Below are 25231 nucleotides of genomic sequence, written 5' to 3' on the forward strand. Positions count from 1 at the left end.
GCTGGTTACATGTTCCGCTTCGGATTAGCCGGCTGCTGCTGGATTTCAACGCGGCTCGGCTCCCAGACTTTCGGTTTAGGTTTTGCTGCGGCCTGCGGCGCGGCGGCGGATGGAGCCGCAGCCGGATGTGCGGCGGCTTGAGTTGCATTGGCCGGGATCGCGGCGGCGGCGCTGGCATCGATCGGCTGCGCGGTGGACGTCGGCTGATCCAGCCGGCCGGCGCGCACGATCACGGCCACGACCCTCTGCGCCTCGACATCATAGCTGCATTCGTAGCTGACCCGGACCCAGCCCTTCTCCGGACTCATGAAGCGAACGGAATCGCCGCGGTAGCGGACGATGGCATCGGCGGGCGATGACGGATCGGCCTGCTGAAAGATGCCGGGCGTCGGACGCGCGATCCAGTCGAAATCGCTGGGAGACTTCAACTCAATCTGCGGTGCGCAGGCTTCGCTGGCCCTTCCCGCATTGGAACGCACGCAATTGACATCGCAGCGTGGCGGCGCAGCGGCACCGACCGCCGCGCCCGATGAAACCCCGCTCGACGTCGCAACCGGCGGGGACGCCTGCTGCGCATACGCCACGCCGCAGCCCAGCACACCCACTGCAACATTCGCAGCAAGAGCAAAAACGCGAACCGCTTTGGAAAAAGTCATCGTCCGATATCCATCACATCTACCGACCGTTCTTATAACCGGCGCGATGAGCGCGGCAATGCCCGCGCCAGCGCCGCATGCATTTCATCGCCCGATTGATGCGTTTGCGCGACAGTCGACGCCATCATCAGACGAAACGGACAGTTCGATCGTCGCCCGATCGTCGTTTGCGAGATTGATTGTCACATGGCCGACATAAATCTCCTTGCCGGCTTCCACGGCAAACGGATTGGCCTGATTGACGTTCGAAGATCCCGATACTCCCGACTTGATGATCGAGAACCGGAACCGGCCGGACAAAGCCACCGAACTGGAAACGACCCCGGTCAGTTGCACGGTCCCTTCGGTTTTGCTCTCGCGGATCTCGCAACGGAGGGGGCCGGATGAGGCGTGGGCAAGTACTGTCATGTCATGATCCTGCGCGAGCGCGCGGTCCTCATTGGCGGACACACAAGCGGCAGCCAAAAACGCCGCAGACACGGCCATCCCGTTGGCAAGGAGACGCCGGCTTTTTCTCTCAGATCCGAAAAGCATAGCGGGTCTCTCACCGTTCTTCTCACACTCAATCGAAACCTTGATCGTAAACGGCCAAAGCCAATGCTGGGTTACCCCGGCATCGGCTCCAGCGTTCGATCGATGTCAAGGAAGGGGCGCTCGAGGCGCCCCTTCCAATATCGTTTGCACCAATCAGTGCTTCAAGCCAATTAGTGCTTCAAGCCTTGAACGATGCTGACCGTGTTGCCGGCGCCGTTCTGGAAGTAAGTGGCGCTGTTGAAGTTGCCATACTGTCCAACGGTCGCAGTGTTGCTGCCGCCGGTTTGCGTGCCGTTCACGATGTTGCTGTTGCCAACCTGCGTGACCGTAGCACTTGCCAGCAAGAAGCCGTTCTGGGTGGAGTTGATGAGGTTGTTGTTGCCCATCTGCACCGTGATCAGCGTGTCGCTGGCGGTTGCCTGAGTGTTGTTCAGGGTGTTGCCATTGCCAATCTGGGTGAAGCTCAGGCTGTCGTTGGCAGCACTCTGGGTGTTGTTGATGGTGTTGCCATTGCCGGTCTGGGCGCCATTGGTCGGAAGGCTGACGCCCGGAAACAGAACGAACTGCGGACCGCCGGCATAGTCGTTTGTGCCGTTCTGGGCGTTGACGACAATGTTGCTGTTACCGGTCTGGGCGACGTTGAACGAAACGTTCGAACCGCCGATCAGGCTCTGCTTCGAGTTCACATTGTTCAGCGAACCGGCCTGGGTCACAGTGAGGCTGTCGAAGCTGCCTTCCTGAAGCGAGAACACAGTGCCGTTGTTCGATGCACCAGCGCTGGTACCCTGCGTGATGCTGACGCTGTTGTTGCTGTTGTTGACCGAGGTGATCTGGGTGTTGACCGCGAGGTTGGCGTTACCGACCTGCGAGATCGAGGCGATTTGAACGTCACCCGACTGGAAGTTCGAGATCGTGTTGCCGTTGCCGGTCTGGTTGCTGTTCTGCAACGAGTTCGACGAGCCGGCCTGGCTGTTGGTCACGCCGTTGTTCGCACCGCTCTGGTTCAAAGCGAAGTTGTTGGATGCACCGCTCTGCGTCGACGTCATCATGTTGTTGTCGCCGGACTGGCCGACGATGGCGGACTGCGCCGAACCGGTCTGACCGAGGGTCATGTTGTTACCCGTGCCGCCGCCCTGCGTGTAAAGCACGCGATGGCCGTCGAACGGATTGGTGCCCGTATTGGTCTGGGTCACGTTGAGGGTGTTGAACGAACCGCCCTGCGAACCCGACGATACGTTGGATTCACCGACCTGGCTGATGGTGGTGGTGCTGCTGGTCGCGGTCTGGGTGCTGCTGACCGAGTTGGCCGCACCGTTCTGGGTGATCGCCGCAACCGTGTTGGTGCCGCCGTTCTGGGTGGCGATGGCGAGGTTGCCGAGGCCGTTATTCTGGGTCTGTTTGATGGTGATGTTGTCGCTCGCCGAGGCGCCGTCCTGGGTGGCGTGCGCTTCGTTGGCGTCGTTGGTTTGCGTGACAGCGATCGTGTTGGTCGCGCCGCCCTGGCTGATGCCGAAGATGTTGTGGTTGCCGTTCTGCGTCAGCGTCGTGGTGCTGTTGCTGGCACTCTGGTCGATCGCGCTGATCGGGGTGTTCGGCGTGAACTGCAGCGATTTATTCTGATTGAATACGCCATTCTTTTTGCCGGTCTGCGACAGCGTCACGGTGCTGGCGACACCGGACTGCGTCACGTTGGCGACGTTGCCCGAACCGGACTGAACCAGCGAGCCCGGCGCCGGATTGTTCGGCGTTGCGCCCTGGAATGTGTTGTTGGTGCCCGACTGGGTCACGTTGAGCTGTTCATTGTTGCCGGCCTGAACCAGCGAGTTGCTGATCGAGGGAACCGCCGTCGGGCTGTTGCTGGAGGTGCCGGCAATGTTGCCGTCGCCGGTCTGGTTGATGGTGACCTGGCCGTTGCTGCCGGTCTGATTGATGTTGGTCTGGTTGAGGTCGCCTGCATAGGCCGACGTAACTGCCAACGCGGCAATGACGCTCACCGAGGCGAGTAAAAACTGCTTTTTCATCGAGTGACTCCGTTATCGGGCGGGCATTCTGCCCGGGCCCACGCGAGCGCAACCGTCAGGCCAGCCCCGACACATCGTTAACGCTCGGTTAACACTCAATCATGCTGAAATATAAATCGCAATGTAAGGAAGGTCTAACGATAGCGATTACTTTAAAATTTAATATAGATGAAATAATTCGACAAATTTACTGTCAGAGATACGTAATAAAACTGTTTTATATTTGGAGAAACGGCGCCGGCTAGGTCAGCCTTCCGACTTCTTCGGCGCGTTGAACGATTGAACCGGCGTCACGGCGTCCAGCAACCGATAGTTTTCCAGCAGCGCGCGGCCGCTGTTTGGATCGGAGAAACTCCAGAGCCCCTTCAAGGCGCCCTGCATCACCGTGGCATACACACCGAGATCGATCGCCTGGCGCACGGCAAGCTGCGTCGGCTCCGTCCGCGTGATGCCGGCTTCGGTCTGCAGCAGCTTGTTGAGCGAGACGAACTGATAGACGTTCGCCTGAATGGCAATCGAGTAAACCGTCTTCGTGGTCGTGATGCTGGTGAGGATTTCACCGGTCTGAACCGAGACGACGCGCATCGCGACGGTCACGGAATCCTGACGGTACTGAACATTGCCGCCGATGTTCAGATAGTTCGCGCCCGCGCCGCCGGTGACGACGTTACCGTCGAAACCGATGATGCCGCCTTCCAGAAGCAGCCCCGCGAAACGCATCGGCGGCAATGGCCGGGCCGACTCCGCCTCGAATTCGGCGCGCGTCGCGCGGACAAGCTGACGCTCCTGCAAGAGATCGTTCAGCCCCGTGCGCTCGTCCACCGTGAACCAGCGTCCGTGGCCCGCGCGTTGCAGCGAATCGACTACAAAGCCGGTGGCGCCTTGGGTGACGGCGCGCGAAAACACCGCGACGTTGTCGTTCGGTTCGTTCTTGCCGGTCAGATCGGGGAATTGATAGACGGCGATATCGAGCTTGCGCTTCGGCCGCGGCAAGCCTTCAAGATCGAGCGCGGTCGGCGAAGCCGGAGTGAGGATCGGCGCTTCCTCAAGCAGTTCGCGACCATTTTTTTGCGGAAAGCAGCCCGCCAGCGACAGAGCGGCCGACAACAGCGCCAAACGCACGAAATTTTTCGACATCACCCTACTCAGTTCAAGAATTCATCCACGCATCAACTACGGTCCGGCCGGGACCGTGACGTTGGTGATGGTCTGACCATCGTTGATGCTGACATTGATGTTGCTGCCGACACGCTGAAACGTGATCGTGGTTCCCTCAAAGGAAAATGTACCGTTCTGCGCGGCATTTTCCCCGAAGATGGCCGTGGTGATTTTATTGGCGAGCGACGAGTAGAGCTGGCTCGTCAATTGTTGCGCGAAGATCTGTCCAGGCGTCAGCGCCGCACCGGCACCCGTCCCGGCGGAGGGCGTCGTGGGCTGATGCTGATTTTGCGCCTGGGCATTGTTGAAAAGATAAGCGCCGTTCAACGGATTGCCGCCGAACGTCGGATTGGTTGGCGTGTAAACGATGGTGCCGGCCTGCACCGGGCTCAGCATCGCGACAAGCACAGTAACAAGCACAGCACATGTGATCGCAACCCGGCTCACGGGGCACCCCTTCGTCGCAAGGAAATCAAAGGCCGACACGCTTTTCATTTTCGCCCGAACTGCTGGACGGAAACAGGAACCGCCGTTCCGACGACCTTGAGCTGATAGCTCAGGCCGGAGCCAACCTGAAGGTTACTGATATTGTTGCCATTGCCTTCAACGCTGATCGACGTCGAATTGGAATTGCCGATCTGCGACGTCGTCAGCGTATTCTGGACGCCGCTTGCCGACAGAACCGACGAATTCTGCGATCCAAACTGGTACTGCGTCGTGACGTTGGAAGTGCCGTTTAGCGTCGCGCTCGCTGTATTCCCCTGCCCGATCTGCGTGACGGTCGAGGACAGATTGGCAACCGGAGCCGCATTTGGCTGCGGAACCACCTGATTTCCCGTCAGGATATATTTGGACAAGTCGGTAAAGGAGCTCGGCGCCGGCCCGTTTTGCTGCTGCGCATGAACGCACGCACCGGCCAAGCCAAACACGCACACCAACGCGGCGTCAAAAGCATTTAACGAACGCGCACGCCCGATTTTCACGATGTAGATCCCCAATTTCAAAAAGGGACTAACACATGTCGTACAACAGTTTTGCGACAGCGTTTTCTTGCGATCGATCGTCGTGATTGTTCAGGAAACTAAAGTATCAGCATAGAATAATGCGACGCGCAGTTCGACAAGCACAGATCATAGGGGGGTAGCCAACGGGTCGTGCGAATGCGCACCCGATGATAAACTCCGCGTCATCCGCCATCGCAACACGAGCCGATGAAAGGATGTGGTGGATTACGCCTTCGGCTAATCCACCCTACGAGGTATTAGCTGGTATGATGCGAATATAGATCATGCCCATCCGTTCCATCATCCGCTATCCCGACCCTCGCCTCGCGCTCCCCGCGCAGCCCGTGACCGCGTTTGACGGCGCGCTGCGCGATCTCGCCCGTGACTTGCTCGAGACGATGCACGCCGCGTCCGGTATCGGCATCACCGCGTCTCATATCGGCATCTCGCAGCGGGTTGTGGTGCTGGACCTCGATCCCGTCGATGGCGTGCGGACCTACATTAACCCGGAGATTATCTGGGCATCGCCTGACATGATCCTGCATCAGGAAGGCAGCGTCTCGATGCCCGGCGTCAACGACGAGATCAGCCGCCACGCGCGCGTCCGGATCAGCTATCAGGACATCACGGCAACCTGCAGACTGAAGAATCGGAAGGCCTGCGCGCGGTCTGCCATCAGCATGAGATCGATCAGCTCAACGGCCTGTTCTGGATCAAGCGGTTATCGCGCCTGAAACGCGAGCGGCTGATCAAGCGATTTGAGAAGATGTCGCGGGGTTGAAAGTACCCCGTCGTCGAGACCTTCCCTATGTAGATCGGCGTTGCAAAATGAAATAGGCTCACGGCCAACCAAGAAACAAAATAGGAAGCGCCATGCCGCTGTCAATCTGCAAAGCTATTGGCCTGTTGGCCTTCGTGCTGCTGCTGCCCCCCGCCAACGCCCAATCGCCGGAATCGGTACCAGATACAATTGAAGGCCATCTGGCCGCGGGTAAAAATCTCGCCGGCGGACGTGACAACACACCTGATTTCTATGGCCTGGTGACGGCGATCTGCGTCGCGCCACAGCGCGGCGCGCCGGCGCCCGACGCCCCTGCCCCGCGCGAGGAACCCAATCGCAGGGCGGCTTATATGGCGCCGAAGAAAGCTTTCGACGACGTCTGCTGGATGGGGACCGAAGGCGTCTCCGCGTGGCTGCTGACGTCGAGCGAAGGCTACATTCTCTACGATACGTCGAACGTCTATGACGCCGAGGATGTGCTGGTCGGCGGCATGAAGAAGCTGGGCCTCGATCCGGCGAAAGTGAAATACGTGATCGTCTCGCACGGCCACCGCGGTGAATCCGGCGGGGCCTATCTTTTCCAGTCGCGCTACGGCGCGCATATCGTGACGGCGGATTGGGACCTGATCGAAGGCTCGGTTTATGGATACCCGACCGGCAAACCGAAGCGCGACGTCGTCGCCACCGACGGAATGAAGATCACATTGGGCGATCGCACGGTGACGCTGTATTTGACGCCCGGGCATACGCCGGGAACGATATCCGGTATCTTCCAGGTCCATGATCACGGCAAGCCGCTGACGGTGGTTTATTCAGGCGGAACGGAATTCAACTTCCCCAACGACGTCGCGCATTTCGATCAATATCTGGCGTCGGAACGAAAGCTCGCCGCGCTGGCCATCAAGGCCGGCGCGACCATCATCATCAACAACCAATCCCAGTTCAACGGCGCCGCCGACAAGCTGCGGATATTGGCCGACCGGCAAGCCAGCGAACGCCACCCGCTCGACGTCGGCGCGCAAGCGGTGGCACGCTATTTCAGGATCGAGGACGAATGCGCCCAGGCGCAACGGTTGAAGGTGATTGCGCAAGGCGGGCATTGATAGCGGCCCGGTGCATTGGAGTGACCACAAGTGAAAGAGTGTTCGCGTCAAAAGCGACCACCGTTCACACGGTGGGGACGGTCCCGCCGTCGATTAGGTATTCGGTGCCGGTGATGGCCGCGGCGCGGTCAGAGGCCAGGAAGGCAATCAGGTTAGCTACCTCTTCCGGCTTGCACGGTCGGCCGAGCGGGATGCCGCCGAGCGAGTTCATGATGATTTGCTTGCCGCCCTCATAGTCGATACCGGCATCCTTCGCGAGCCGCTCGGCCAGCCGGATCGAGGCCTCAGTCTCGATCCAGCCGGGGGAGACCCGCACCACGCGCACGCCCTTCGGCGAGACTTCCTTGGCCAAGCTCTTGCTGTAGGTCGAAAGCGCTGCCTTAGCAGCCGCGTAGGCGGTTGTCGCTTCCGGAAGAGGCAGACGGCTTTGGATGGACGTGACGTGTATGACAACGCCGGTTCCTCGCGCCACCATAGCCGGAACAAGTATGCGATCGAGCCGAACCGCGGGGAACAGGTTGAGGTCGAGTTCCTTCCGCCATTCCGCGTCATCGAGCGCAGCAAAACCGCCGGCAGGAGCGACCGAGCCACCAAGAACATGGACCAGGATGTCTAGGCCGCCCAATCGTTCGCGAACGGCACCGACCAAATCAGCGCAACCCGCCTCTGTTGTCAGGTCGGCAGCCACGAAATCTTCTTTCGCCTCAGTATCAGGCCGGGCGCGTGCTGTCGTCACAACGCGGGCGCCGAGTTCGCGGAACAACACCACAGTCGCAGCTCCCGCGCCTCGAGTGCCGGAAGTGATCAGTGCGCGCTTGCCCGTTAAATCAAGAAAGTTCTTCATCACCCGATCTCCAGATTAGAGATCTTGTCGCCGGATAGAGTGAAGGCGAAATCGATTGTCGCTGGACTATTGGGAAATTGGCCACTCACGCGGCAACGGACGGTGATGCGGGTGCCGTCACGTGTCACTTCAATCGGTTCGGCAATGTACTGGTACTTCGCCTTGGCGGCCAGCCACCAGTCGCGAATCTGGTCATGTCCGGAATGAACGACGCCTTCGTCGGTGACCTTGGCGTTTGCCGCAAAGTTGCTCGTCAAAGCTGAAGCGTCCATGCGGCGGTCGGCCGCGAAGTAAATCTCGATTGCGGGAGGGAGTTTCATTTTGTCCTTTCATTTTTGCTCGTCCGAGCTCGACCGTTCGAATATCGGCATGGACATAGGTTCTGATTAGAGGGACAATTCGGCATGCGAAGATGAATGGATCGGGACAATGATTCGAACTGGACTCCCCGAGCTGAATGCTGTCATTGCCGTCGCACGGTACGGATCGTTCCGCGCAGCGGCGATCGATCTTGGCATGTCCACCACCGCCTTTAGCCATTCAATTGCCAAGCTCGAGGCCGGGCTGGGCGTACGCCTTTTCAACCGCACTACACGAAGCGTTTCTCTGACCGACGCTGGCCGTACATTCGTCGAACGGGTCGGACCAGCACTTGCTGAAATTCACGACGCAATGGAGGTTGTACGATCGCAGCAAGAAAAGCCGTCTGGTGTCCTGCGCATCAACGTCGCCCTACCTGCGGCACAAGAAATCCTGTCGCCATTGGTGCTTGAGTTTCTGCGCCGGTACCCAGACGTGGAGATCGATCTCGTGACCGAGGGAAGGCTGATCGATATCGTCGCTTCAGGCTTCGATCTGGGAGTGAGGGTTTACGATTTGGTGCCTGGTGACATGATTGCGGTCCCCCTTGGCCGCCCGCAACGCTACGCCGTAGTTGGATCGCCAAGTTATTTTGCGAACCGCAAAAATCCGCGCACACCTGCTGATCTTCTATCGCATTCCTGTGTTCGTGTCCGCTTGCCGAATGGCGCGCACTACAGGTGGCAGTTCGAGAAGAATGCGGAGAGCCTGCAGATCGACGTGCGTGGTCCGATCATGCTCGATGATGGCGGTCTCGCGCGGACGGTCGCACTTGAGGGGCTGGGGTTGATCTTCATCCACGAGTATTCTGTTTTGACCGACATCGCCGATGGCCGACTTGTCCGCGTGCTGGAAGACTGGACGCCACCTTTCCCGGGTCTTTGCCTTTACTATCCGGGCCGTCGAAATCAGTCTGCTGCAGTGCGAGCGTTGGTCGCCCTGGCAAAGGAATTGGCAGCCCAACGAGATTGAACGGCGCATTCAAAGCGGTGACGGGACCCTGCGGCGATGCAGCCGTCACTCATTTGCGCTGCGCCGTGTCATAGAAAAATGTCTCGGTGGCAATCTTCTCACCTCGCCAGGTTTGCCAGGCGACCTCTTCCTGCTGCAATTTTCTGCCATCCTTGAAAACGAAGGAGAAGCGCCAGCGGATGGCGACCTGATCACCCGCAACTGTCGGACCACCAAGCAACTCGGTGACAACGGACTCGCTGCGTTCCAACATCGCAGCCTCCTGCTTCATCAGCGCTTCCCGGCCGCCCTCGCGACGCGGAGCCTGGTTTTCCTGCATCCACGCGTCCTCGTGATACCAGTCGCGGATCGCGCCGACATGATCGCCCGAAATCACCTGGGCAACGAAAGCTTCGAGGGTGGTTTTGGTGGGCATGATCGGGTGCTCCAACTCGGGATGCCGGTTTTCAGGCTTACGGCGGGTTAACGCAAGCCTGCAAAGGGATGCGGGGATCATGCCTTCGGTTGATCGACCCTGCGAACCAAGCGTGTAATCCGTAGGGCGGGTTAGCGAAAGCGTAACCCGCCATCACGGCGCGGCTTGATGAGAAGATATGGTGGATTACGCCTTCGGCTAATCCATCCGGCGACCTGTCGGGCGTCAGTCGCCCGATATGGACAGCCCCGCGAGAAGCGGAGCGTACGCGGCGAGCCTGCGGGATACGAACTCCGTGAAGAGCCGCACGCGCTTCGTCTTGCGTGTCTCCCCCTGTGTGAGAAGCCAAAGCGTTCCGTACATGTGCAGGTCGGTGCCCGGCACCCTCACCAGCAGGGGGTCGGCATCGCCAACGAAACACGGCAGTGTCGTCATCCCGATCCCTTGCCTTACTGCAACGATCTGCGCCTCGGCGTCCGTGGTCCTGAATGGAACCCCCGTGGTGCGAACCTCACCCTCGCTGGCCCAATCCGGAATTCCATGAATGCTTATGACGATCCACCGGATGGGATCAGGCACACCGGCTCTCCACGCGGCTAGTCGATCGCGGGACATGTAGACGCCGCCGAACAGCTCCGGTCCCTTCAGGCCGTGAAGATTGAGCGGCAGAGTTTTGCGGTCGTAAACGACTCGGATCGCGACATCGGCCTCTCGGTTGGTCAGATTTGCCAGCTCGCCGAACGACAAGACTTCCATCTCGATGTCCGGATGCAGACGCGCGAAATCGGCGAAGTCCGGCATGAGCAGGTGGGTTGCGAGGGGCGGTGCCAACGTCACCCGCAGAAGCCCGCGCACGCCCTGGTCGCGCCCGAATACGCGCGTCTCCAGCAGGTGCGACGACGTTTTCATCTGCTCCGCAAACCCGAGGATCTCCTCGCCCGCAGCGGTCAGGCGGTAGCCCGAAGGCAGCTTCTCGAACGTGCGCACCCCGAGGCGATCCTCGAGCTGGGCGATGCGTCGTAGCACCGTCGAGTGGTTCACCCCGAGGTGCTCGGCGGCAGCACGCACCGAGCCCCCGCGCGCGACGGCAAGAAAATAGCGAACGTCATCCCAGTCGATCATGGTGCAATCCGGCACCGCTCCGGTGCGCCTTCCAAACCCCTATCTAGCACATCGAACGGCAATAAAGGCTGAGATCATAGCCCATGCCGCCCAGCGCGGCCCGATTTCAAACGGCGAACCCCGATGGTAACGGCCGACATCAATGGTCCAGCCGGATGGATTTCGCACCACCGCTGTGCACGCTTTCGCACTCAACGCCTGACGCCGCGCCCCTATTTCAGGGTCTCGGGGCCCTTCCCCGGACGACCAAAGGCAACGCTTGGAAGGAGAATGTCATGGGAAAACTAGACGGTAAGATTGCAGTCATCACGGGCGGATCGAGCGGCATGGCGCTGGCGAGCGCCAGGCGGTTCGTTGAAGAAGGCGCCTATGTCTTCATCACGGGCCGCAGGCAGGAGGTACTCGACGAGGCCGTCAAGCTGATTGGCCGGAACGTGACCGGCGTGCGCGGCGACGCGGCCAATCTCGGCGACCTCGACCGTCTGTTCGACACGGTCAAGCGGGAAAAGGGCAGGATCGACATCCTGTACGCGAGCGCTGGTACTGGTGAAGCCGTCCCACTGGGCGAGATTACCGAGCAGCATTTCGACGCGACGTTCGGCCTGAACACGCGAGGTACGCTGTTCACCGTGCAAAAGGCGCTGCCGCTGTTCAACGATGGCGGATCGATCTTCATGACCGGCTCCGTTGCTTCGCTGAAGGGTTTTCCCGGTTACAGCGTGTATGCGGCGAGCAAGGCGGCGCTGCACGCATTCGCACGCGGGTGGCTCAACGAGCTGAAGGGCCGGAATATTCGGGTGAACGTGCTGCACCCGGGGCCGATCGCCACACCAATGCAGGACCAGGTTCTCACCCCTGAGGCAAAGCAGATGTTCGAGTCCCTGATCCCGCGGGGCACGATGGGGCGTCCCGAGGAAATTGCGGCGGTCGCGCTGTTTCTCGCTTCAGACGATTCGAGCTTCGTGAATGGGCTGGAGTTGTCCGTCGACGGCGGTTTCTCGGCCATCTGAAATCGCGCCGTTGAAGGCCGGGGAATCAATATCAACACGGATTGGAGAAATATGATGAGCTACGCGATTGTAGGATTCGGTAAGATAGGCCAGGCCCTCGCCCACGCCTTCGCCCGTAAAAACATCGACGTGACCGTCGCGAGCCGCCGGCCGCCTGAGGCGTTGACGCCACAGGCTCGAGCGATTGGACCCACGGTCGTCGCCAAGTCGCTGCGGGATGCACTCGAGGCCGACACAATCATCTTGGCGGTCCCATTCGCTGAACATCGCGAAATTGCGAAGGCCCTGCCAAACTGGAGAGGCAAGATAATCATCGACGCGATGAACGCGTTAGTCCCCGCTGGGGAGCTGGACGGTCTGCCGTCCTCCGCCTTTGTCGCCAAGGCATTCACCGGCGCCAAGCTCGTGAAAGCGTTCAATCATCTGGTTGCGGCCAAGCTGGCTGCCGATCCGATCGTCGAAGGCGGGCACCGCGTCGTCTTTCTGTCGAGTGACGAGGAGGACGCGACCGCTGCCGTGGCGGCCTTGGCCAAACAACTCGGGTTTGCACCCGTCAAGCTGGGAAAGCTCAACGAGGGTGGCGCGCTGGTACATGCACGCGACCGGGTCTGGGGCCCGCTTATCTTCCAGGATTTGTTCAAAAAGGAGCAGTAATCGATCTATGACCGTGGATCGACGCCAGGAACTGGTCGCGCGCGCTAACTTCTTCGAGCAGCGCGCGACCGAATATTTGAAACGCGTAACCCGCCATGAAAAATACGCCTCGAAGAAAGCATGTGGTGGATTACGCCTTCGGCACCTATCGACCTCAGTCGCGACTTTAGTTGAGCGGATTTCGCGTTCGGCTCCCAAGCCATCCCATCTTCAATAGCTAGTACGACTTGATGAACCCAGAAACAATTGATCCTGAGCTTGTCGCTGCGGCACATCGTTCTTCAGCTTCAGCGCCATGATCTCGGACCATGTTGCTCATGGGATCGTCACCGAGCTCCGGGTGATCGAGACCAGCCGGACACCGGCCTTGCCCGGCACCCTCAACTCCCGCCGACCGCGCCTCCGCGATCTTCGGAAGTCCGCGCGGTCTGTCCTCTCAGAGTGGTATATTCGCGCGCGCGGTGGCGCTCCAGGTCTTGAAGTCGGCGCCAATGCCGCCATAGTCGCCGCCAACCGACAAGGTTCCGCCTTTTGCCACCGGTATCGAAACGCCGGCGGAGGCGCGCGCCGACCAACTATCGCCAAAGCCCGCGGCTGCCGAGCCGGCAATCGCGGCGCTGTTCGAGGTGAAATATCGCTCCTCATAGAGGCCGACATAGGGCACGACGACAAAGGACGATTGCACCAGCGGCGGCAGCAACACCCGACTACCAAGCGACACGCGGCCCGCGGAAAAATTGAAGGTACCATGCGCCGTGCCAAGTGAGTCGGTATAGGATGATTGATGCTCGGTCAGCACGAAGACTGTCGCCGTCGGCTCCAGCACGAATTGCTGAATGCGGTAGCTGCCGGTCAGGCCGGTCGAGAACAGCCAGCGCGAGCCGGTGAAGCTACCCGACGCGGTACCGGCCGAGTCGTCGTAAGCCTCGCCGGTCCAACCGATCATCCCGGTCCAGCGCAATGCCGGGGTGATCGCCCAGCCGGCATAAGTGCCGATCGTGCCACCATTGCCCCTGAGACGTCCCTGAAGCGCGGCGAAATCGTAATTGAAATTCTCATAGCCACCGAACGCGCCGACCACGACATCGGGCTTGATCTTGTAACCGATGCCCGCGGTGGCGTTGACCTGGGTGCCGTTCAACCCGCCGCCTGAGGATTGATTGAAGCCCGAGCCTGCGAGATCGCCCCACACACTCCACGGCCCCCACACATATTGCACCTTGCCCGGCGCTTTCGTCACCAGCACGCCATCGCCGATCTTGGCGAAAGCTTCATTGGCGCGGCGCGCGGTCGCGGAGGGCGAATCTTCGGGGGCGTAGTTCGACCGGGAAGAGTTCGACGAACTCGATGATGACGAGGCAGGGGCTACGACCGCCAAACCGTACCCGGTACTGGATGATGGGACAAATGAATATCCCTTACTCACTGCTGCAGTGTACAAGCCCTTAAACAAATTTATGGCAGCTATCTTTTGAGCAGCCGATAAATTTGGATAACCCAATACGTCACCGTGGGGGGCCACTAGTCCATTTGCTGCTTGATAGTTCGCAAGATACGCGATGTTTGAAATTTCAGGTGGAATTGCCGCTCCGGCACCCCCTTGTGCAATCATTGTATAAATAAAGGTAGGAGTACTACCTGCACAATTAGCAACGCTACACTTAAAGGACGTCAAAAAGTTTGTAATCAGCGTGATGAAAGCGTCTTCACTCAGCGGTTGCGGGCCGGCTGGCGCACTCGAGAAAGTAATCGTGGTATTGTTATTGGTCGCCGTGGTGGTCGACGTCAGTTGCGTGTTGGTGGCATCGTCGACTGCGCTTTGGAGCGTCTGACCGGAAAAGGTCGCGACCACCGTGGACCCCTGCGTCTGCACCGAGCTGAGATTTGAACTGCTGCTACCGCTGCTACTCCCGCCCACCGTTACTGTTGTTGTGCCGTTAGAAGTAAAGAAGTTCGCGTCACCACCGTATGCAGCGGTGATCGTATGGGACCCGACGGCAAGCGCCGAGGTTTGAAAGGTCACCACCGTTTGGAACGAATTTGACGTGGCGCCGAAGGTGGCGCTGCCCAACGCGCTACCATTATCCTTTATTGTGACGGTGCCAGTCGGTGATGTGAAGCCGATTGGGGAATCGCTGCAACTAACATTACTCGGGCTGCAGAGCACCGTGATGGTGAACGTGATGGTATGTCCGGCGCTGCTGGAACTGGGAGCGCCCGTAATGGTCGTCGTGGTGGTGAGCGACGCTGCATTGGCCTTGCCCGCTACGCTAAATAACCCCGCCAACAGAATAACACACGCAACCACCCTCGAGGCGGCGCCCATGCGCGCCGCCCGCGAAATACTTCGCGACATTTTGAACCCACCCCACGCAAACGCTCAACGCGCCGCTTCAGCCAACATCGTCGCTACCAAGGCACCAACGATTCCCGGCTCGGAGTATCCAACACGGGTTCCAGATGCGTCAAGAAAGAAACACAGCCTGATCAGCACTTGTCACCAACGTAAAATCGAAACCGAGACGAAGCCTGCATGCTTGCGAAGGCGCCGCATAACTTTTTCGAAGAAAGCTTATCCCGAGCCGACGCCGCCGATCAGCGCGACATCTCGTTGAGATGACAGTCGTCGAATCAGAGTCCGCACGATTTGGAAATCTGAAAATCGTCCGGTCGCGTCCAATGACGCGAGAGTTCCTCCGGGCACAACAAAGGAAAAAAGTCGCGGTGTGTGCCATGATCGCTCCGCGTGTCCCCTACTCCCACTCAATCGTCCCCGGCGGCTTGCTCGTGATGTCATAGACCACGCGGTTGACGCCCTTGACTTCGTTGATGATGCGGGTCGCGGTTTCGCCCAAAAACTTCATCTCGAAGGAATAGAAGTCGGCGGTCATGCCGTCGGTCGAGGTCACCGCGCGCAGGCCCACGACGTATTCATAGGTGCGGCCGTCGCCCATCACGCCGACGGTTTTGACGGGCAATAGAACCGCAAAGGCCTGCCAGATCTTGTCGTAGAGACCGGCCTTTCGAATTTGATCGATATAGACGGCGTCGGCGTTGCGCAGGATTTCGAGTTTTTCCGGCGTGATATCGCCGGGACAGCGGATCGCGAGGCCCGGGCCCGGGAACGGATGGCGGCCGACGAAAATATCCGGCAGGCCGAGTTCGCGGCCGAGCACGCGCACTTCATCCTTGAACAGTTCGCGCAGCGGCTCGACCAGCTTCATGTTCATGCGCGCGGGCAGCCCGCCGACATTATGGTGCGACTTGATCGTCACCGAGGGGCCGCCGGTGAACGACACGCTCTCGATCACATCGGGATAAAGCGTGCCCTGCGCCAGAAACTCTGCGCCGCCGATTTTCTTTGCTTCGGCGTCGAACACATCGATGAACAGGCGGCCGATGGTCTTGCGCTTTTGTTCGGGATCGGTGACCCCGGCGAGTTCGCCGAGAAACTGTTTTGCAGCATCCACATGCACCAGCGGAATATTGTAATGGTTGCGGAACATATCGACGACGGTCTTGCCTTCGTCCTTGCGCAGCAGCCCGTGATCGACAAACACGCAGGTGAGCTGATCGCCGATCGCTTCGTGGATCAATACCGCGGCGACCGCGGAATCGACGCCGCCTGAGAGCCCACAGATCACCCTGCCCTTGCCGACCTGGGCGCGGATTTTCTCGATCGCTTCCTCGCGAAACGCACGCATGGTCCAGTCGCCGGTGAGGCCCGCGACCTTGCGCACGAAATTGCGGATCAGCCTCGCGCCATCCGGCGTGTGCACCACTTCGGGGTGGAACATCAGGCCGTAATAGCCGCGCGTCTCGTCCTGGATGACGGCGAACGGCGCATTCGGCGAGGTGCCGGCGACGACAAAACCCGGCGGCATCTTCGTGATGCGGTCGCCATGGCTCATCCAGACCGGATGCTTTTCGCCCATGCCCCAGGTAGAATCGAACAACCGGCTCTCGGCCTTGACCTCGACGTCGGCGCGGCCGAATTCGCGATGGTGCCCGCCCTCGACATGGCCGCCGAGCTGGGCCGCCATGGTCATCTGGCCGTAGCAGATGCCGAGCACCGGAACTCCTGAATCGAAGATCGCCTGCGGCGCGCGCGGCGAGCCTTCCTCGTGCACCGATTCCGGGCCGCCGGAGAGGATCACGGCTTTCGGTTTCATCTGCGCGAAGGCCGCTTCGGCTTTCTGGAACGGCACGATTTCGGAATAGACGCCCTCTTCGCGCACCCGGCGCGCGATCAGTTGCGTCACCTGACTGCCGAAATCGACAATCAGAATCTTGTCATGCGCCGAGGCCACTGATGGCGCCGACTCGCTGGCTGGCTGTGCTGCTGTCATGGGAAGGAATTACGCGACCGGGGGTGGGGTCGCAACCCCCGGAAAGGCCGATGAGACAGGCTTATTGGGGATATGCCTCCGTCATTCCGGGATGGTCCGAAGGACCAGACCCGGAATCTCGAGATTCCGGGCTCGATGCTTCGCATCGCCCCGGAATGACGTGGTTAGAGTTCAACCCGCCCGCTTCATCACCGACACGAAAAACCCGTCGGTTCCGGTCCGGCGCGGGGTCATCAGGAGGCCCTCCGGCGACTGGATTGTCGCATCCGCAAAGTCGTCGGCCTTGTCCCACAGCACGGACATGGTCTGCGACGGGGGGATGACCGAAAAGTCGGGATAGCGGCCGACAAAGTTGCGGATCTGGTCGTTATTCTCCGGCGGCAATACTGAACAAGTAATGTAGGCGATCCGGCCGCCGGGTTTGACCAGCGCCGCGGCGCGGTCCAGCACCGTGACCTGGTCCTTGAGCCGGACTTCGAGCGCGCCGGGGCGCATCCGCCATTTGGCGTCGGGATTGCGCCGCCAGGTGCCGGTCCCCGTGCAGGGCGCGTCGATCAGCACCAGATCGGCGGACGAATGAATATCGCTCAGCGTGTCATCGGGGCCCTTCGGGGTGCGCACGTCGCAATTATGCACGCCGGCGCGCGACAGCCGCTCGTAGATCGGCGCAAGCTGGCGCTTGTCGTGATCGGTCGCGATCAGCCGGCCCTTGCCCTGCATCATCGCCGCCAGCGCCAGCGTCTTGCCGCCGGCCCCGGCACAGAGATCGATAACCTGCTCGCCGGGTTTGGCGGCGGATAACAGCGCCGCCAGTTGCGAGCCTTCGTCCTGAACTTCAATAGCGCCCTTGATAAAGTCTTCCTCGGCATGGATGCCGGGGTTGCGGGCATCGGCGCCGAGATCGATGCGCAAGCCTATCGGCGACCACGGCGTCAGCGTGGTGCCCAGATGCGCGGTCGATGCCGCGATCTTCTCGCGCTTGGCTTTCAGCGTATTGACGCGCAGGTCGAGCGGCGCCCGGCTTGCCATCGCGGTCGCCTCGGCGACCCGGTCCTCGCCGAACACCTGCGCCAGGGTCGCATCGAGCCATTCCGGGTAGTCACCGGCAACATGAGCGGGCGCCGCGTCGAGTGAACGCGAGGTGAGTGCCGAGCGCTCGCCGTCGCTGAGCGGCGCCGGCGCGAAACGGCTGCCGTCGCATAGCGCCGCGATCGCCTCAGTGTCGAGCCCGCGCTCAAGCTTCAGCATGCCCAGCATGCGCGCACGCGGCGTGTCCTCGTCCATGATCCAGGCGCTGGAGGCGCGCCGGCGCAGCACGTCCCAGATCAGGCCTGAGATCGCGGCGCGGTCGCCCGAGCCGGCATAGCGATGCGCGGTGCCCCACTCCTTCAGCGCCTTGGCGGCCGGGACGCGTTGGGCGTCGATGGTGTCGATCAGTTCGATGGCCGCCGAAAGGCGCGCTGCGGGAGTCATTTAGAGCTTTCAGTTCGAGAAGAGCGAGAAGCGATCCGAGCGTTTAGATCAACAGCATGATCCGGAGCGCGAAATAGAGCCACATCGCCAGCAGCACCAATACGCCCGCGAACCACGCCAGCGAGCGCTGGTTGAGATCGTTGGAGGTCACAAAAATCCCGGCATGGATAAAGCGCGTCACCACGAACACCCAGGACAATAGCACGATGATCAAATCGGCATGCCGCAACGGCAGCGCGATGGCGATCAGAATGTAAAACAAAACAGGCAGTTCGAACTGGTTCCTGAAGCAATTGCCGATCTGCATGGCGCGGGTTGGCCAGTTCGGCTGCCCCATCACGATATCCCTGACCTTGGTTTGGCCACCGACCAGCGCGCTGCGGCGGGCGCCGGCCATGCCCAACAGCAACGCAAAGGTGAGCCCGATCAGGACGAAGACCGGCAGCAGAACCATTGGAACCGACATCGAAATCTCCCCGGATTGAGCGCGAACCCCCGCTATAGCGACCGCGCCCTCATGTGACAATAAAACAGCCCGTTTCCGCGTCCTCATTCCGCAAAACCGGTAACCACTTTTGCGGAATACGCACTGCCCGTTGAACCCTGATCACCGCTGCGGTGACCAACTCGCAGCGGTTTCAGCCATTTCGGGCTCGAACCGGTCCAGACGTTCACAAGCTGCCTGCAATGAACCTTCCATCATCTCCCGTCCTGAAAGGCGCAGCCGAAATCGCCGGTCTGCCCGGCGCGTCCATGAGTTCGCTGCTGCGGACGGTCGCCGACAGCCTCGGGCTGTTCCCGGACGACAGTTCATTCGGCCTCTTGATGTCGGGTCTCGCCGGCGTCGCGGCGGCGCTCTCGGTCGCGATCCTTTTGACGGTGTATTTCCGGACCGGCTATCGGAGCCTGCGCGATATCGTCCGGCATGGCCTCGCCGCCGCGCTGGCGCTCGGGCTTCTGGCCTTTGTTGTCTATGACATGCGGCATGCCGCGCTGGCCTATCTCGGCATCAACCCGACAAAGCCTGCGGTCGAGTTTGAAATCCGGCTGCCGAAGGCCGCCGCAACCACGCTCGCCGACAGCCAGATTGAGCTGCATACCGACAGGAACCAGGAACTGGCGCAGATCCAGGGCGCGATGGCCGACGGAGACGGCCGCAGCGTGCTGAAGGGATCGGTCGCGCTGGAATATCGCACTACCGACCGCATCGTGATCCTGGATGTGCCCGGCCAGGTTCAGTGCCAGTTCAAGCTGCGGCTGGCGGCCGACCCCAGCCACTCCGACGAATTCGGGCCATGGCATCTGGCCGATCGCGTCGCCCTGCCCGGTAAAGGCGAAGAGAGCCGCACCGAGCAGAACGACGCCTTTGCGATCCGATACCGCGTGCTCTGAGCATCCCCCAAGGTTGCCATCATGTTTCAGACCGGGCCTCGCTTCGGCGAGCCCGATGAGAGGCTGCAGCGAGAGGTCCAGCACGCTGCAGCCTCTCGAGCCCATTGCGGCATCAGGAAAACCCGGCTCAGCCGCACCATTTCACGATTTCGACTTGCGCCGAATGTATGATCGTGTGGGGAGGAATTGCGCATGTCCGAATTTCGCCTGACCCAGATTTCAGACACCCATCTGGCCCGCCGCCTGCCGACATTGACCGCCAACTTCGACCGGGTGCGCCAATATATCGACGCGAAGCGGCCCGATCTTGTCATCAATTCCGGCGACCTCGCCTTTGACGGGCCAACCAGCCGCGCCGATCTCGAATTCGCCAAAACGCTGCACGACGCACTTGCGGTTCCCTGCCGCTATCTGCCCGGCAATCACGACATCGGCGATAATCCGACGGCGGTGGGCGCGGTACCGTCGCAACCGGCCACCGAAACGCACCGCCAGACTTTTCTGGATATTTTCGGCGAAGACCGCTGGAGTTTCGATGCGGCCGGCTGGCGTTTTATCGGCCTCAATTCGCTGATCATGAACACGGGTCTCGCCAGCGAGACCGAGCAATTCGACTGGCTCGCGTCGCAGCTCGCGCACGCCAGCGGCAAACCGGTGGCGCTGTTCCTGCATAAGCCGCTTTATCTGAATGCGCCCGACGATCCGGAGCTTGTGGCGACATCGTTCCGCTATGTTCCGATGCAGGCACGGACCCAACTCGTGGAAATGCTGCGCACGGCCGATCTCCGGCTGATCGCCAGCGGCCATGTTCATCAGCGCCGGGATTTTACGTATGCACACATCCGCCACGTCTGGTCGCCTTCGGCGGGTTTTGTCATTTCGGATGCAAGACAGGAAGTGATCGGGATCAAAGAGACCGGACTGGTGGAGTATCGTTTCCAGCCCGACAGTTTTGAAGTCCGTCACGTCAGAGCTCCCGGCCAGATCGATATCGATCTGGATTCGCTGCTGAAGCCTGGCCGGTAGTACCGTCTCAGGCTTGATCTCTCTATTGGCATCTCTCTTGGCGTCTTCCCCGCGATTCAACTAGGCTCTCCGCGGCGGTCAGCACCGCCGATGAAAAGAGGTACTGAATGGTACCCAACAAGCGGGAGTGAACTTATGCGCCTGAAAGATCGCGTCGCCATCGTCGTTGGTGCCGGCCAAAGCCCCGGCGAAGGCATCGGCAACGGCCGCGCCACCGCCCTCACCTTCGCGCGCGAAGGCGCCAACGTGCTATGCGTGGATCACAATCTTGCATCGGCACAGGAGACCGTGGACCTGATCAGCGCCAAAGGCGGCGCGGCGGTCGCGTTCAAAGCCGACGTTACCCGGGAGGCCGAGCTCAAGGCGATGGTCGCCGACGCGCACGCGCGCTGGGGCCGCGTTGATATCCTGCACAACAATGTCGGCGTCAGTCTCGCAGGCGGCGATGCGCAGTTGCTGGATATCACCGAAGAAGCGCTTGATCGTTGTGTCGCGGTCAACCTCAAGAGCTGCATGTTCGCCAGCCGGCATGTAATCCCGATCATGCGCCGGCAGATGAGCGGCGCGATCATCAATATCTCCTCGATGGCCGCGATCACCACCTATCCCTATGTCGCCTACAAGGCCACTAAAGCGGCGATGATCGCCTTCACGGAACAACTGGCTTACGAAAATGCGGAATACGGTATCCGCGCCAATGTGATCCTGCCTGGACTGATGAACACGCCGATGGCGGTCGATACCCGCGCCCGCGCCTTCAAGAAAAGCCGCGCCGAGGTCGAAGCCGATCGCGATGCGAAGGTGCCGCTGCGCCGGAAAATGGGCACCGGCTGGGACGTCGCCAACGCCGCGCTGTTTCTAGCGTCGGATGAAGCGAGTTTTGTTACCGGCGTGACGCTGCCGGTGGACGGCGGCGCGAGCGTGCGGCGGGGGTAATCAAAGCGTTTTCGAGCCAACGGGTCGCGCGAATGCGCGCCCGATGACAGGCTCCGTGGGTACCGGTTCGCGTACAGAAAACGCGGCAAACAAAAGCGCTTTAAGCCGCCCGTGGCGGCCCGACGGCCAAACGCAGGACGCTCATCACGCTGCCGAGCGCGGCAAAGCCGGCGCCGAGCGCCAGCGCCACGGTGGCCCCATCATGGCCGGCGAGCGTGAAGCACAACGCGGCCAGCGCCGCGCCGGTGGTTTGCCCGGTCAGGCGCGCGGTCGCGACGATGCCGCTAGCACTGCCGCTGCGGTCCGGCGGCGCGCTCGACATCAGCGTGCGCAGGTTCGGTGTCTGAAAGAAGCCGAAACCGCATCCGCACAGCGCCATCCGCCAGACGATATTGATAACGCTTGGCGAGGGAGGGAGCGTCGCCAGCAGCACCATCCCCACGCACAGCAGCGCCAATCCGAGGCTGCCGAGAATTCCGGCGGGATAGCGGTCGGACAGCCGCCCGCCGATCGGCGCCATGATGGCGACCACCAGCGGCCACGGCGTCATGAAGAAACCGGTCTCGACCTGGGTCCGCAGCAGCACGTCCTCGAAATAAAACGGCAACGACACGAACGCCAGTCCCTGAACGGAGAACGAGCAGACGGAGGTCGCGGCGGAAAGCGCAAACAACGGACGGCGAAACAGATCGATCGGCAGCATCGGCGCCGGATGATCCGCCTGCCGTCGCATCAACAGCGCCCCCAGCACGATCGCACCGGCAAGCTCAGCCGCCACCAGACCCAGGGATGAACGATGCGCGGCGCTGCCGATACCGATGATGAAAAGGCTGAGACAGCCCGAGGCCAAGACGGCGCCGAGAAAATCAAAGGCATGCTCGGCGCGCGGCGGACGCGGCAAGGTTTTCAGGCCGATAAAAATTGCGATCAGGCCGAAGGGAATATTCACTGCGAACAGCCAGGGCCATGTCCCGATCGACAAAATCCCTGAAGCAATCGTCGGTCCGAGTGTCATCGCCGTCCCAACGACCATTGCGTTTTGACCGAAGCCACGGCCGAGGATGCGAACGGGATAGACGAAACGGATCAACGCCGAATTCACCGCCATGATCCCGCTCGCGCCCAGTCCCTGCAGCGCCCGCGCAACCAGCAGGCTTTCCAGTGACCACGCGCAGGCGCATCCCAGCGACGCCAGCGTGAACAGCACGAGACCGCCGATATAGATACGCTCATGGCCAATGATTTCGCCGAGTGCGCCGAGCGGCAGCAATGTCGCGACCAGCGCGATCTGATAGACGTTGACCACCCAGACCGCGTCGGCTGGGCTAACATGGAGATTAGCAGCTATGGCGGGCAAGGCGACATTGGCGATCGCGGTATCCAGCGAGGCCATCGCGACCGCCACGAAGATCGCAGCCACGGCCCATTGCCGCCGCTCCGGGGGCAACCCGTCCATCACGGGCGGTGATGCCTGCTTCACCGCCGTTGCCTCCACTGACATTCCTCAAAACTCTCCGGATCGCCGACGCCAGCCGCCGTCAACGGGGATGTACTATGGATGGGCAGCCGTCCACAGTCACCCTGTTGCATGATGCGTATGCGAAGCGACGAGGATTGAACCCGTTCAGCCTACGTCCGGGCCGACGCGCACGAGTTGCTTGCCGAAATTAGCGCCCTTCAGAAGCCCCATGAACGCTGCCGGCGCGCTGTCGAGCCCCTCGGTGACGCATTCACGATGCTTGATCTTGCCCTCGCGTACCCACTCCGACATGTCCTGCAGGAAATCCGCATGGCGTGCGGCGAAATCGCTGACGATAAAGCCCCGGATGGTCAAACGTTTGGTCAGCACCGAGCGCATCATCGTTGCAGCCCATTTCGGCGTGGTGGCTTCCGTATCGTTGTAATGCGCGATCAAGCCACACACCGGCACGCGCGCAAACGCATTGAGCAGCGGAAACACTGCCTCGAACACCGCACCGCCGACATTCTCGAAATAGACGTCGATGCCATCAGGGCAGGCTTCCCTCAGCTTCGCGGCCAAATCTGGATCGCGATGATCGAGGCAGTCGTCAAAGCCAAGCTCCCGCTTGACGTAGTCGCATTTGTCCGGACCACCGGCGATGCCGATGGCGCGCGCGCCCTTGATCCGCGCAATCTGGCCGACCGCCGAGCCGACCGCGCCGGAGGCCGCAGCCACGACGACAGTTTCACCGGCTTGCGGCTTGCCGATATCGAGCAGCCCGGTGTAGGCGGTCATGCCGGGCATGCCGAGCACACCCACCGCGGTCGAGATCGGACCGAGTTTCGGATCGACCTTGCGCAGATCCTTGCCGTTGGACAGCGCATGCGTTTGCCAGCCCGCGCGTGACACCACGATGTCGCCTTTCGCAAAGCCCGGATTGTTCGAGGCGATTATCTCGCCCACCGTGCCGCCCTCCATCACCCCACCGATCGGCACCGGCGTCGCATAGGACGGCGCATCGCTCATCCGCCCGCGCATATAGGGATCGAGCGACAGCCAGATCGTGCGCAGCAGGACTTGGCCCTCGCCGGGCAACGGCGGCGCATATTCCTCGATGCGGAAATCGGACGCCTTGGGCTCGCCAATGGGGCGAGAGACCAGAACGACGCGCTTTGCGGATTGGGACATGAGGTTTGCTCCGTTTTCCTCGTCATTGCGAGGAGCGAAGCGATGAAGCAATCCATCGTTGTGAAGGAAGGAAGTTGGATTGCTTCGCTGCGCTCGCAATGACGACCGTGAACCCTACGCCGTGATCTTCGCCAGCGCAGCGTCGAACGACGCTGCCGCGCTCGGCAGGTCCTTGAACGCCAATCCGCCATCGGCGGATTGCTTTTGCGCTGCGGTGGCGGTCGGGCGAATTTCGGCGACGGGTTTTCCGCCGTCGAGCATCGCCAGCGGCGCGATCACCTGGAATTCATGGGCCTCGATCGGCTGGTCCTTCAGGAGAAAGACGCTGAGCGAAACGATGTCTTTGCCGCGCCGGTAGGAGATGTAGCGATCGACCGCGACCGACCCGTCGCGCTGCATGCCGCCGAGCTTGGCGTAGCCCTTGGCATCCAGCAGCTTGTGGGCCTTGAAACCCTTCACGCCCACTGAGTTCGCTTTCGCGGTCTCTTCCGACAAATCATACTTCGCGGCCATTTCCTTGCCGACTTCGGCGAGTTGCCCGGACACGTCGTGTTCGAATTCCTTCAGCTCCGTGCGCGGCTTTGAGGCCTTGCGCGGCTTGGCGGCATCGCGCTTTTCCATCTCGGCCTTGCACTGCGCGATCACGCCCTCGACGGATTTCCGCTCCGCGTTGACCAGCAGGTTTTTCAGATCCTGATCCGAAAGCGCCGCAATCCTGTCGTCCGACCAATCGACCATGATGACCAACTTCTTTTCTAAAAGTGATGAGAT

The 25231-nt window shown here is 60.9% G+C and carries 25 protein-coding genes and 1 pseudogene; 9 read left to right on the top strand and 17 right to left on the bottom strand.

All coding sequences use genetic code 11. The features are described 5' to 3' along the window. Nucleotides 1-5: 5 nt before the first annotated feature. From HB676_RS09605 to HB676_RS09630, 6 genes are all read right to left on the bottom strand, one after another. Entirely contained in the window at nt 6-656 is a 651-nt protein-coding gene (locus HB676_RS09605) for a hypothetical protein (protein WP_213737550.1), read from the bottom strand. Nucleotides 657-740: 84 nt separating this feature from the next. Beyond that, the gene (csgH, locus tag HB676_RS09610) at nt 741-1064 is read right to left on the bottom strand and encodes a curli-like amyloid fiber formation chaperone CsgH (RefSeq protein ID WP_213737551.1); all 324 of its coding nucleotides are present in this window, start codon (nt 1062-1064) and stop codon (nt 741-743) included. 296 nt (nt 1065-1360) lie between these two features. Continuing rightward, the gene (locus tag HB676_RS09615; protein WP_213737552.1) at nt 1361-3211 is read right to left on the bottom strand and encodes a hypothetical protein; all 1851 of its coding nucleotides are present in this window, start codon (nt 3209-3211) and stop codon (nt 1361-1363) included. A gap of 246 nt (nt 3212-3457) precedes the next feature. Further along, nucleotides 3458-4348, bottom strand: coding sequence for a CsgG/HfaB family protein (locus tag HB676_RS09620; RefSeq protein ID WP_213737553.1), 891 nt, complete (start codon nt 4346-4348; stop codon nt 3458-3460). Nucleotides 4349-4384: 36 nt separating this feature from the next. Continuing rightward, on the bottom strand, nt 4385-4816 hold the full coding sequence (locus tag HB676_RS09625; protein WP_346347306.1) for a curli assembly protein CsgF: 432 nt from the start codon (nt 4814-4816) through the stop codon (nt 4385-4387). A 44-nt stretch (nt 4817-4860) separates the two neighbouring features. Continuing rightward, complete coding sequence (locus HB676_RS09630) at nt 4861-5196, bottom strand: hypothetical protein (protein ID WP_213737555.1); 336 nt, start codon at nt 5194-5196, stop codon at nt 4861-4863. 461 nt (nt 5197-5657) lie between these two features. On the opposite strand from HB676_RS09630, the pseudogene HB676_RS09635 reads away from it, so the two are divergent. After that, nucleotides 5658-6154 (top strand): annotated as a pseudogene (locus HB676_RS09635) (peptide deformylase). A 92-nt stretch (nt 6155-6246) separates the two neighbouring features. Next, nucleotides 6247-7257, top strand: coding sequence for an MBL fold metallo-hydrolase (locus HB676_RS09640; RefSeq protein ID WP_213737556.1), 1011 nt, complete (start codon nt 6247-6249; stop codon nt 7255-7257). Between the two features lie 64 nt (nt 7258-7321). Here HB676_RS09640 and HB676_RS09645 read toward each other — a convergent pair whose 3' ends face one another. After that, a complete protein-coding gene (locus HB676_RS09645) occupies nt 7322-8101 on the bottom strand; it encodes an SDR family oxidoreductase (RefSeq protein WP_213737557.1) in 780 nt (259 codons plus the stop codon). Then, nucleotides 8101-8421 carry a nuclear transport factor 2 family protein gene (locus HB676_RS09650; RefSeq protein ID WP_213737558.1) on the bottom strand — a complete coding sequence of 107 codons (321 nt, stop codon included), beginning with the start codon at nt 8419-8421 and terminating at the stop codon, nt 8101-8103. The genes HB676_RS09645 and HB676_RS09650 overlap by 1 nt, the downstream gene beginning before the upstream one ends. Nucleotides 8422-8530: 109 nt before the next feature. On the opposite strand from HB676_RS09650, the gene HB676_RS09655 reads away from it, so the two are divergent. Continuing rightward, nucleotides 8531-9433, top strand: a complete 903-nt coding sequence (locus HB676_RS09655) for a LysR family transcriptional regulator (protein WP_213737559.1) — start codon at nt 8531-8533, stop codon at nt 9431-9433. A gap of 49 nt (nt 9434-9482) precedes the next feature. Here the strand turns inward: HB676_RS09655 and HB676_RS09660 are convergent, their stop codons facing one another. Together HB676_RS09660 and HB676_RS09665 are read right to left on the bottom strand one after the other, a co-directional pair. Next, on the bottom strand, nt 9483-9848 hold the full coding sequence (locus HB676_RS09660; RefSeq protein WP_213737560.1) for a nuclear transport factor 2 family protein: 366 nt from the start codon (nt 9846-9848) through the stop codon (nt 9483-9485). 225 nt (nt 9849-10073) lie between these two features. After that, a complete protein-coding gene (locus HB676_RS09665) occupies nt 10074-10970 on the bottom strand; it encodes a LysR family transcriptional regulator (protein WP_213737561.1) in 897 nt (298 codons plus the stop codon). 275 nt (nt 10971-11245) lie between these two features. Between HB676_RS09665 and HB676_RS09670 the strand changes: the two genes are divergently transcribed. Next, nucleotides 11246-11980, top strand: coding sequence for an SDR family oxidoreductase (locus tag HB676_RS09670; protein ID WP_213737562.1), 735 nt, complete (start codon nt 11246-11248; stop codon nt 11978-11980). A gap of 54 nt (nt 11981-12034) precedes the next feature. Continuing rightward, entirely contained in the window at nt 12035-12634 is a 600-nt protein-coding gene (locus tag HB676_RS09675; RefSeq protein WP_213737563.1) for an NAD(P)-binding domain-containing protein, read from the top strand. Nucleotides 12635-13070: 436 nt separating this feature from the next. Here the strand turns inward: HB676_RS09675 and HB676_RS33760 are convergent, their stop codons facing one another. Beyond that, entirely contained in the window at nt 13071-14012 is a 942-nt protein-coding gene (locus tag HB676_RS33760; protein WP_249780151.1) for an autotransporter outer membrane beta-barrel domain-containing protein, read from the bottom strand. Between the two features lie 667 nt (nt 14013-14679). Between HB676_RS33760 and HB676_RS33765 the strand changes: the two genes are divergently transcribed. Further along, nucleotides 14680-15249 carry a hypothetical protein gene (locus HB676_RS33765; RefSeq protein ID WP_249780152.1) on the top strand — a complete coding sequence of 190 codons (570 nt, stop codon included), beginning with the start codon at nt 14680-14682 and terminating at the stop codon, nt 15247-15249. 138 nt (nt 15250-15387) lie between these two features. On the opposite strand, the gene guaA is transcribed toward HB676_RS33765, so the two are convergent. The 3 genes from guaA to HB676_RS09695 form a co-directional block, all read right to left on the bottom strand. Continuing rightward, a complete protein-coding gene (gene guaA, locus HB676_RS09685) occupies nt 15388-16983 on the bottom strand; it encodes a glutamine-hydrolyzing GMP synthase (RefSeq protein WP_213737565.1) in 1596 nt (531 codons plus the stop codon). A 171-nt stretch (nt 16984-17154) separates the two neighbouring features. After that, nucleotides 17155-18456, bottom strand: a complete 1302-nt coding sequence (locus tag HB676_RS09690; RefSeq protein ID WP_213737566.1) for an RsmB/NOP family class I SAM-dependent RNA methyltransferase — start codon at nt 18454-18456, stop codon at nt 17155-17157. A 43-nt stretch (nt 18457-18499) separates the two neighbouring features. Beyond that, nucleotides 18500-18922 (bottom strand): MAPEG family protein, encoded by a 423-nt coding sequence (locus tag HB676_RS09695; protein WP_213737567.1) that lies wholly within the window; start codon nt 18920-18922, stop codon nt 18500-18502. Nucleotides 18923-19143: 221 nt separating this feature from the next. Here HB676_RS09695 and HB676_RS09700 point away from each other — a divergent pair, with 221 nt between their 5' ends. The 3 genes from HB676_RS09700 to HB676_RS09710 all read left to right on the top strand — a co-directional run bounded on the left by HB676_RS09700 (nt 19144) and on the right by HB676_RS09710 (nt 21810). Continuing rightward, nucleotides 19144-19848, top strand: coding sequence for an acriflavin resistance protein (locus HB676_RS09700; protein WP_346347307.1), 705 nt, complete (start codon nt 19144-19146; stop codon nt 19846-19848). A 192-nt stretch (nt 19849-20040) separates the two neighbouring features. Continuing rightward, a complete protein-coding gene (locus tag HB676_RS09705) occupies nt 20041-20874 on the top strand; it encodes a metallophosphoesterase (protein ID WP_213737568.1) in 834 nt (277 codons plus the stop codon). Between the two features lie 135 nt (nt 20875-21009). Continuing rightward, nucleotides 21010-21810 (top strand): SDR family NAD(P)-dependent oxidoreductase, encoded by an 801-nt coding sequence (locus HB676_RS09710; RefSeq protein ID WP_213737569.1) that lies wholly within the window; start codon nt 21010-21012, stop codon nt 21808-21810. 100 nt (nt 21811-21910) lie between these two features. Here HB676_RS09710 and HB676_RS09715 read toward each other — a convergent pair whose 3' ends face one another. The 3 genes from HB676_RS09715 to HB676_RS09725 all read right to left on the bottom strand — a co-directional run bounded on the left by HB676_RS09715 (nt 21911) and on the right by HB676_RS09725 (nt 25198). Then, nucleotides 21911-23311 carry an MFS transporter gene (locus HB676_RS09715; protein ID WP_213737570.1) on the bottom strand — a complete coding sequence of 467 codons (1401 nt, stop codon included), beginning with the start codon at nt 23309-23311 and terminating at the stop codon, nt 21911-21913. Nucleotides 23312-23434: 123 nt separating this feature from the next. Continuing rightward, entirely contained in the window at nt 23435-24460 is a 1026-nt protein-coding gene (locus HB676_RS09720; RefSeq protein ID WP_213737571.1) for an NADP-dependent oxidoreductase, read from the bottom strand. 114 nt (nt 24461-24574) lie between these two features. After that, a complete protein-coding gene (locus tag HB676_RS09725; protein ID WP_213737572.1) occupies nt 24575-25198 on the bottom strand; it encodes a hypothetical protein in 624 nt (207 codons plus the stop codon). Between the last annotated feature and the right edge of the window lie 33 nt (nt 25199-25231).

This window comes from Bradyrhizobium sp. dw_411 (assembly GCF_018449695.1).
Classification (GTDB): domain Bacteria; phylum Pseudomonadota; class Alphaproteobacteria; order Rhizobiales; family Xanthobacteraceae; genus Bradyrhizobium.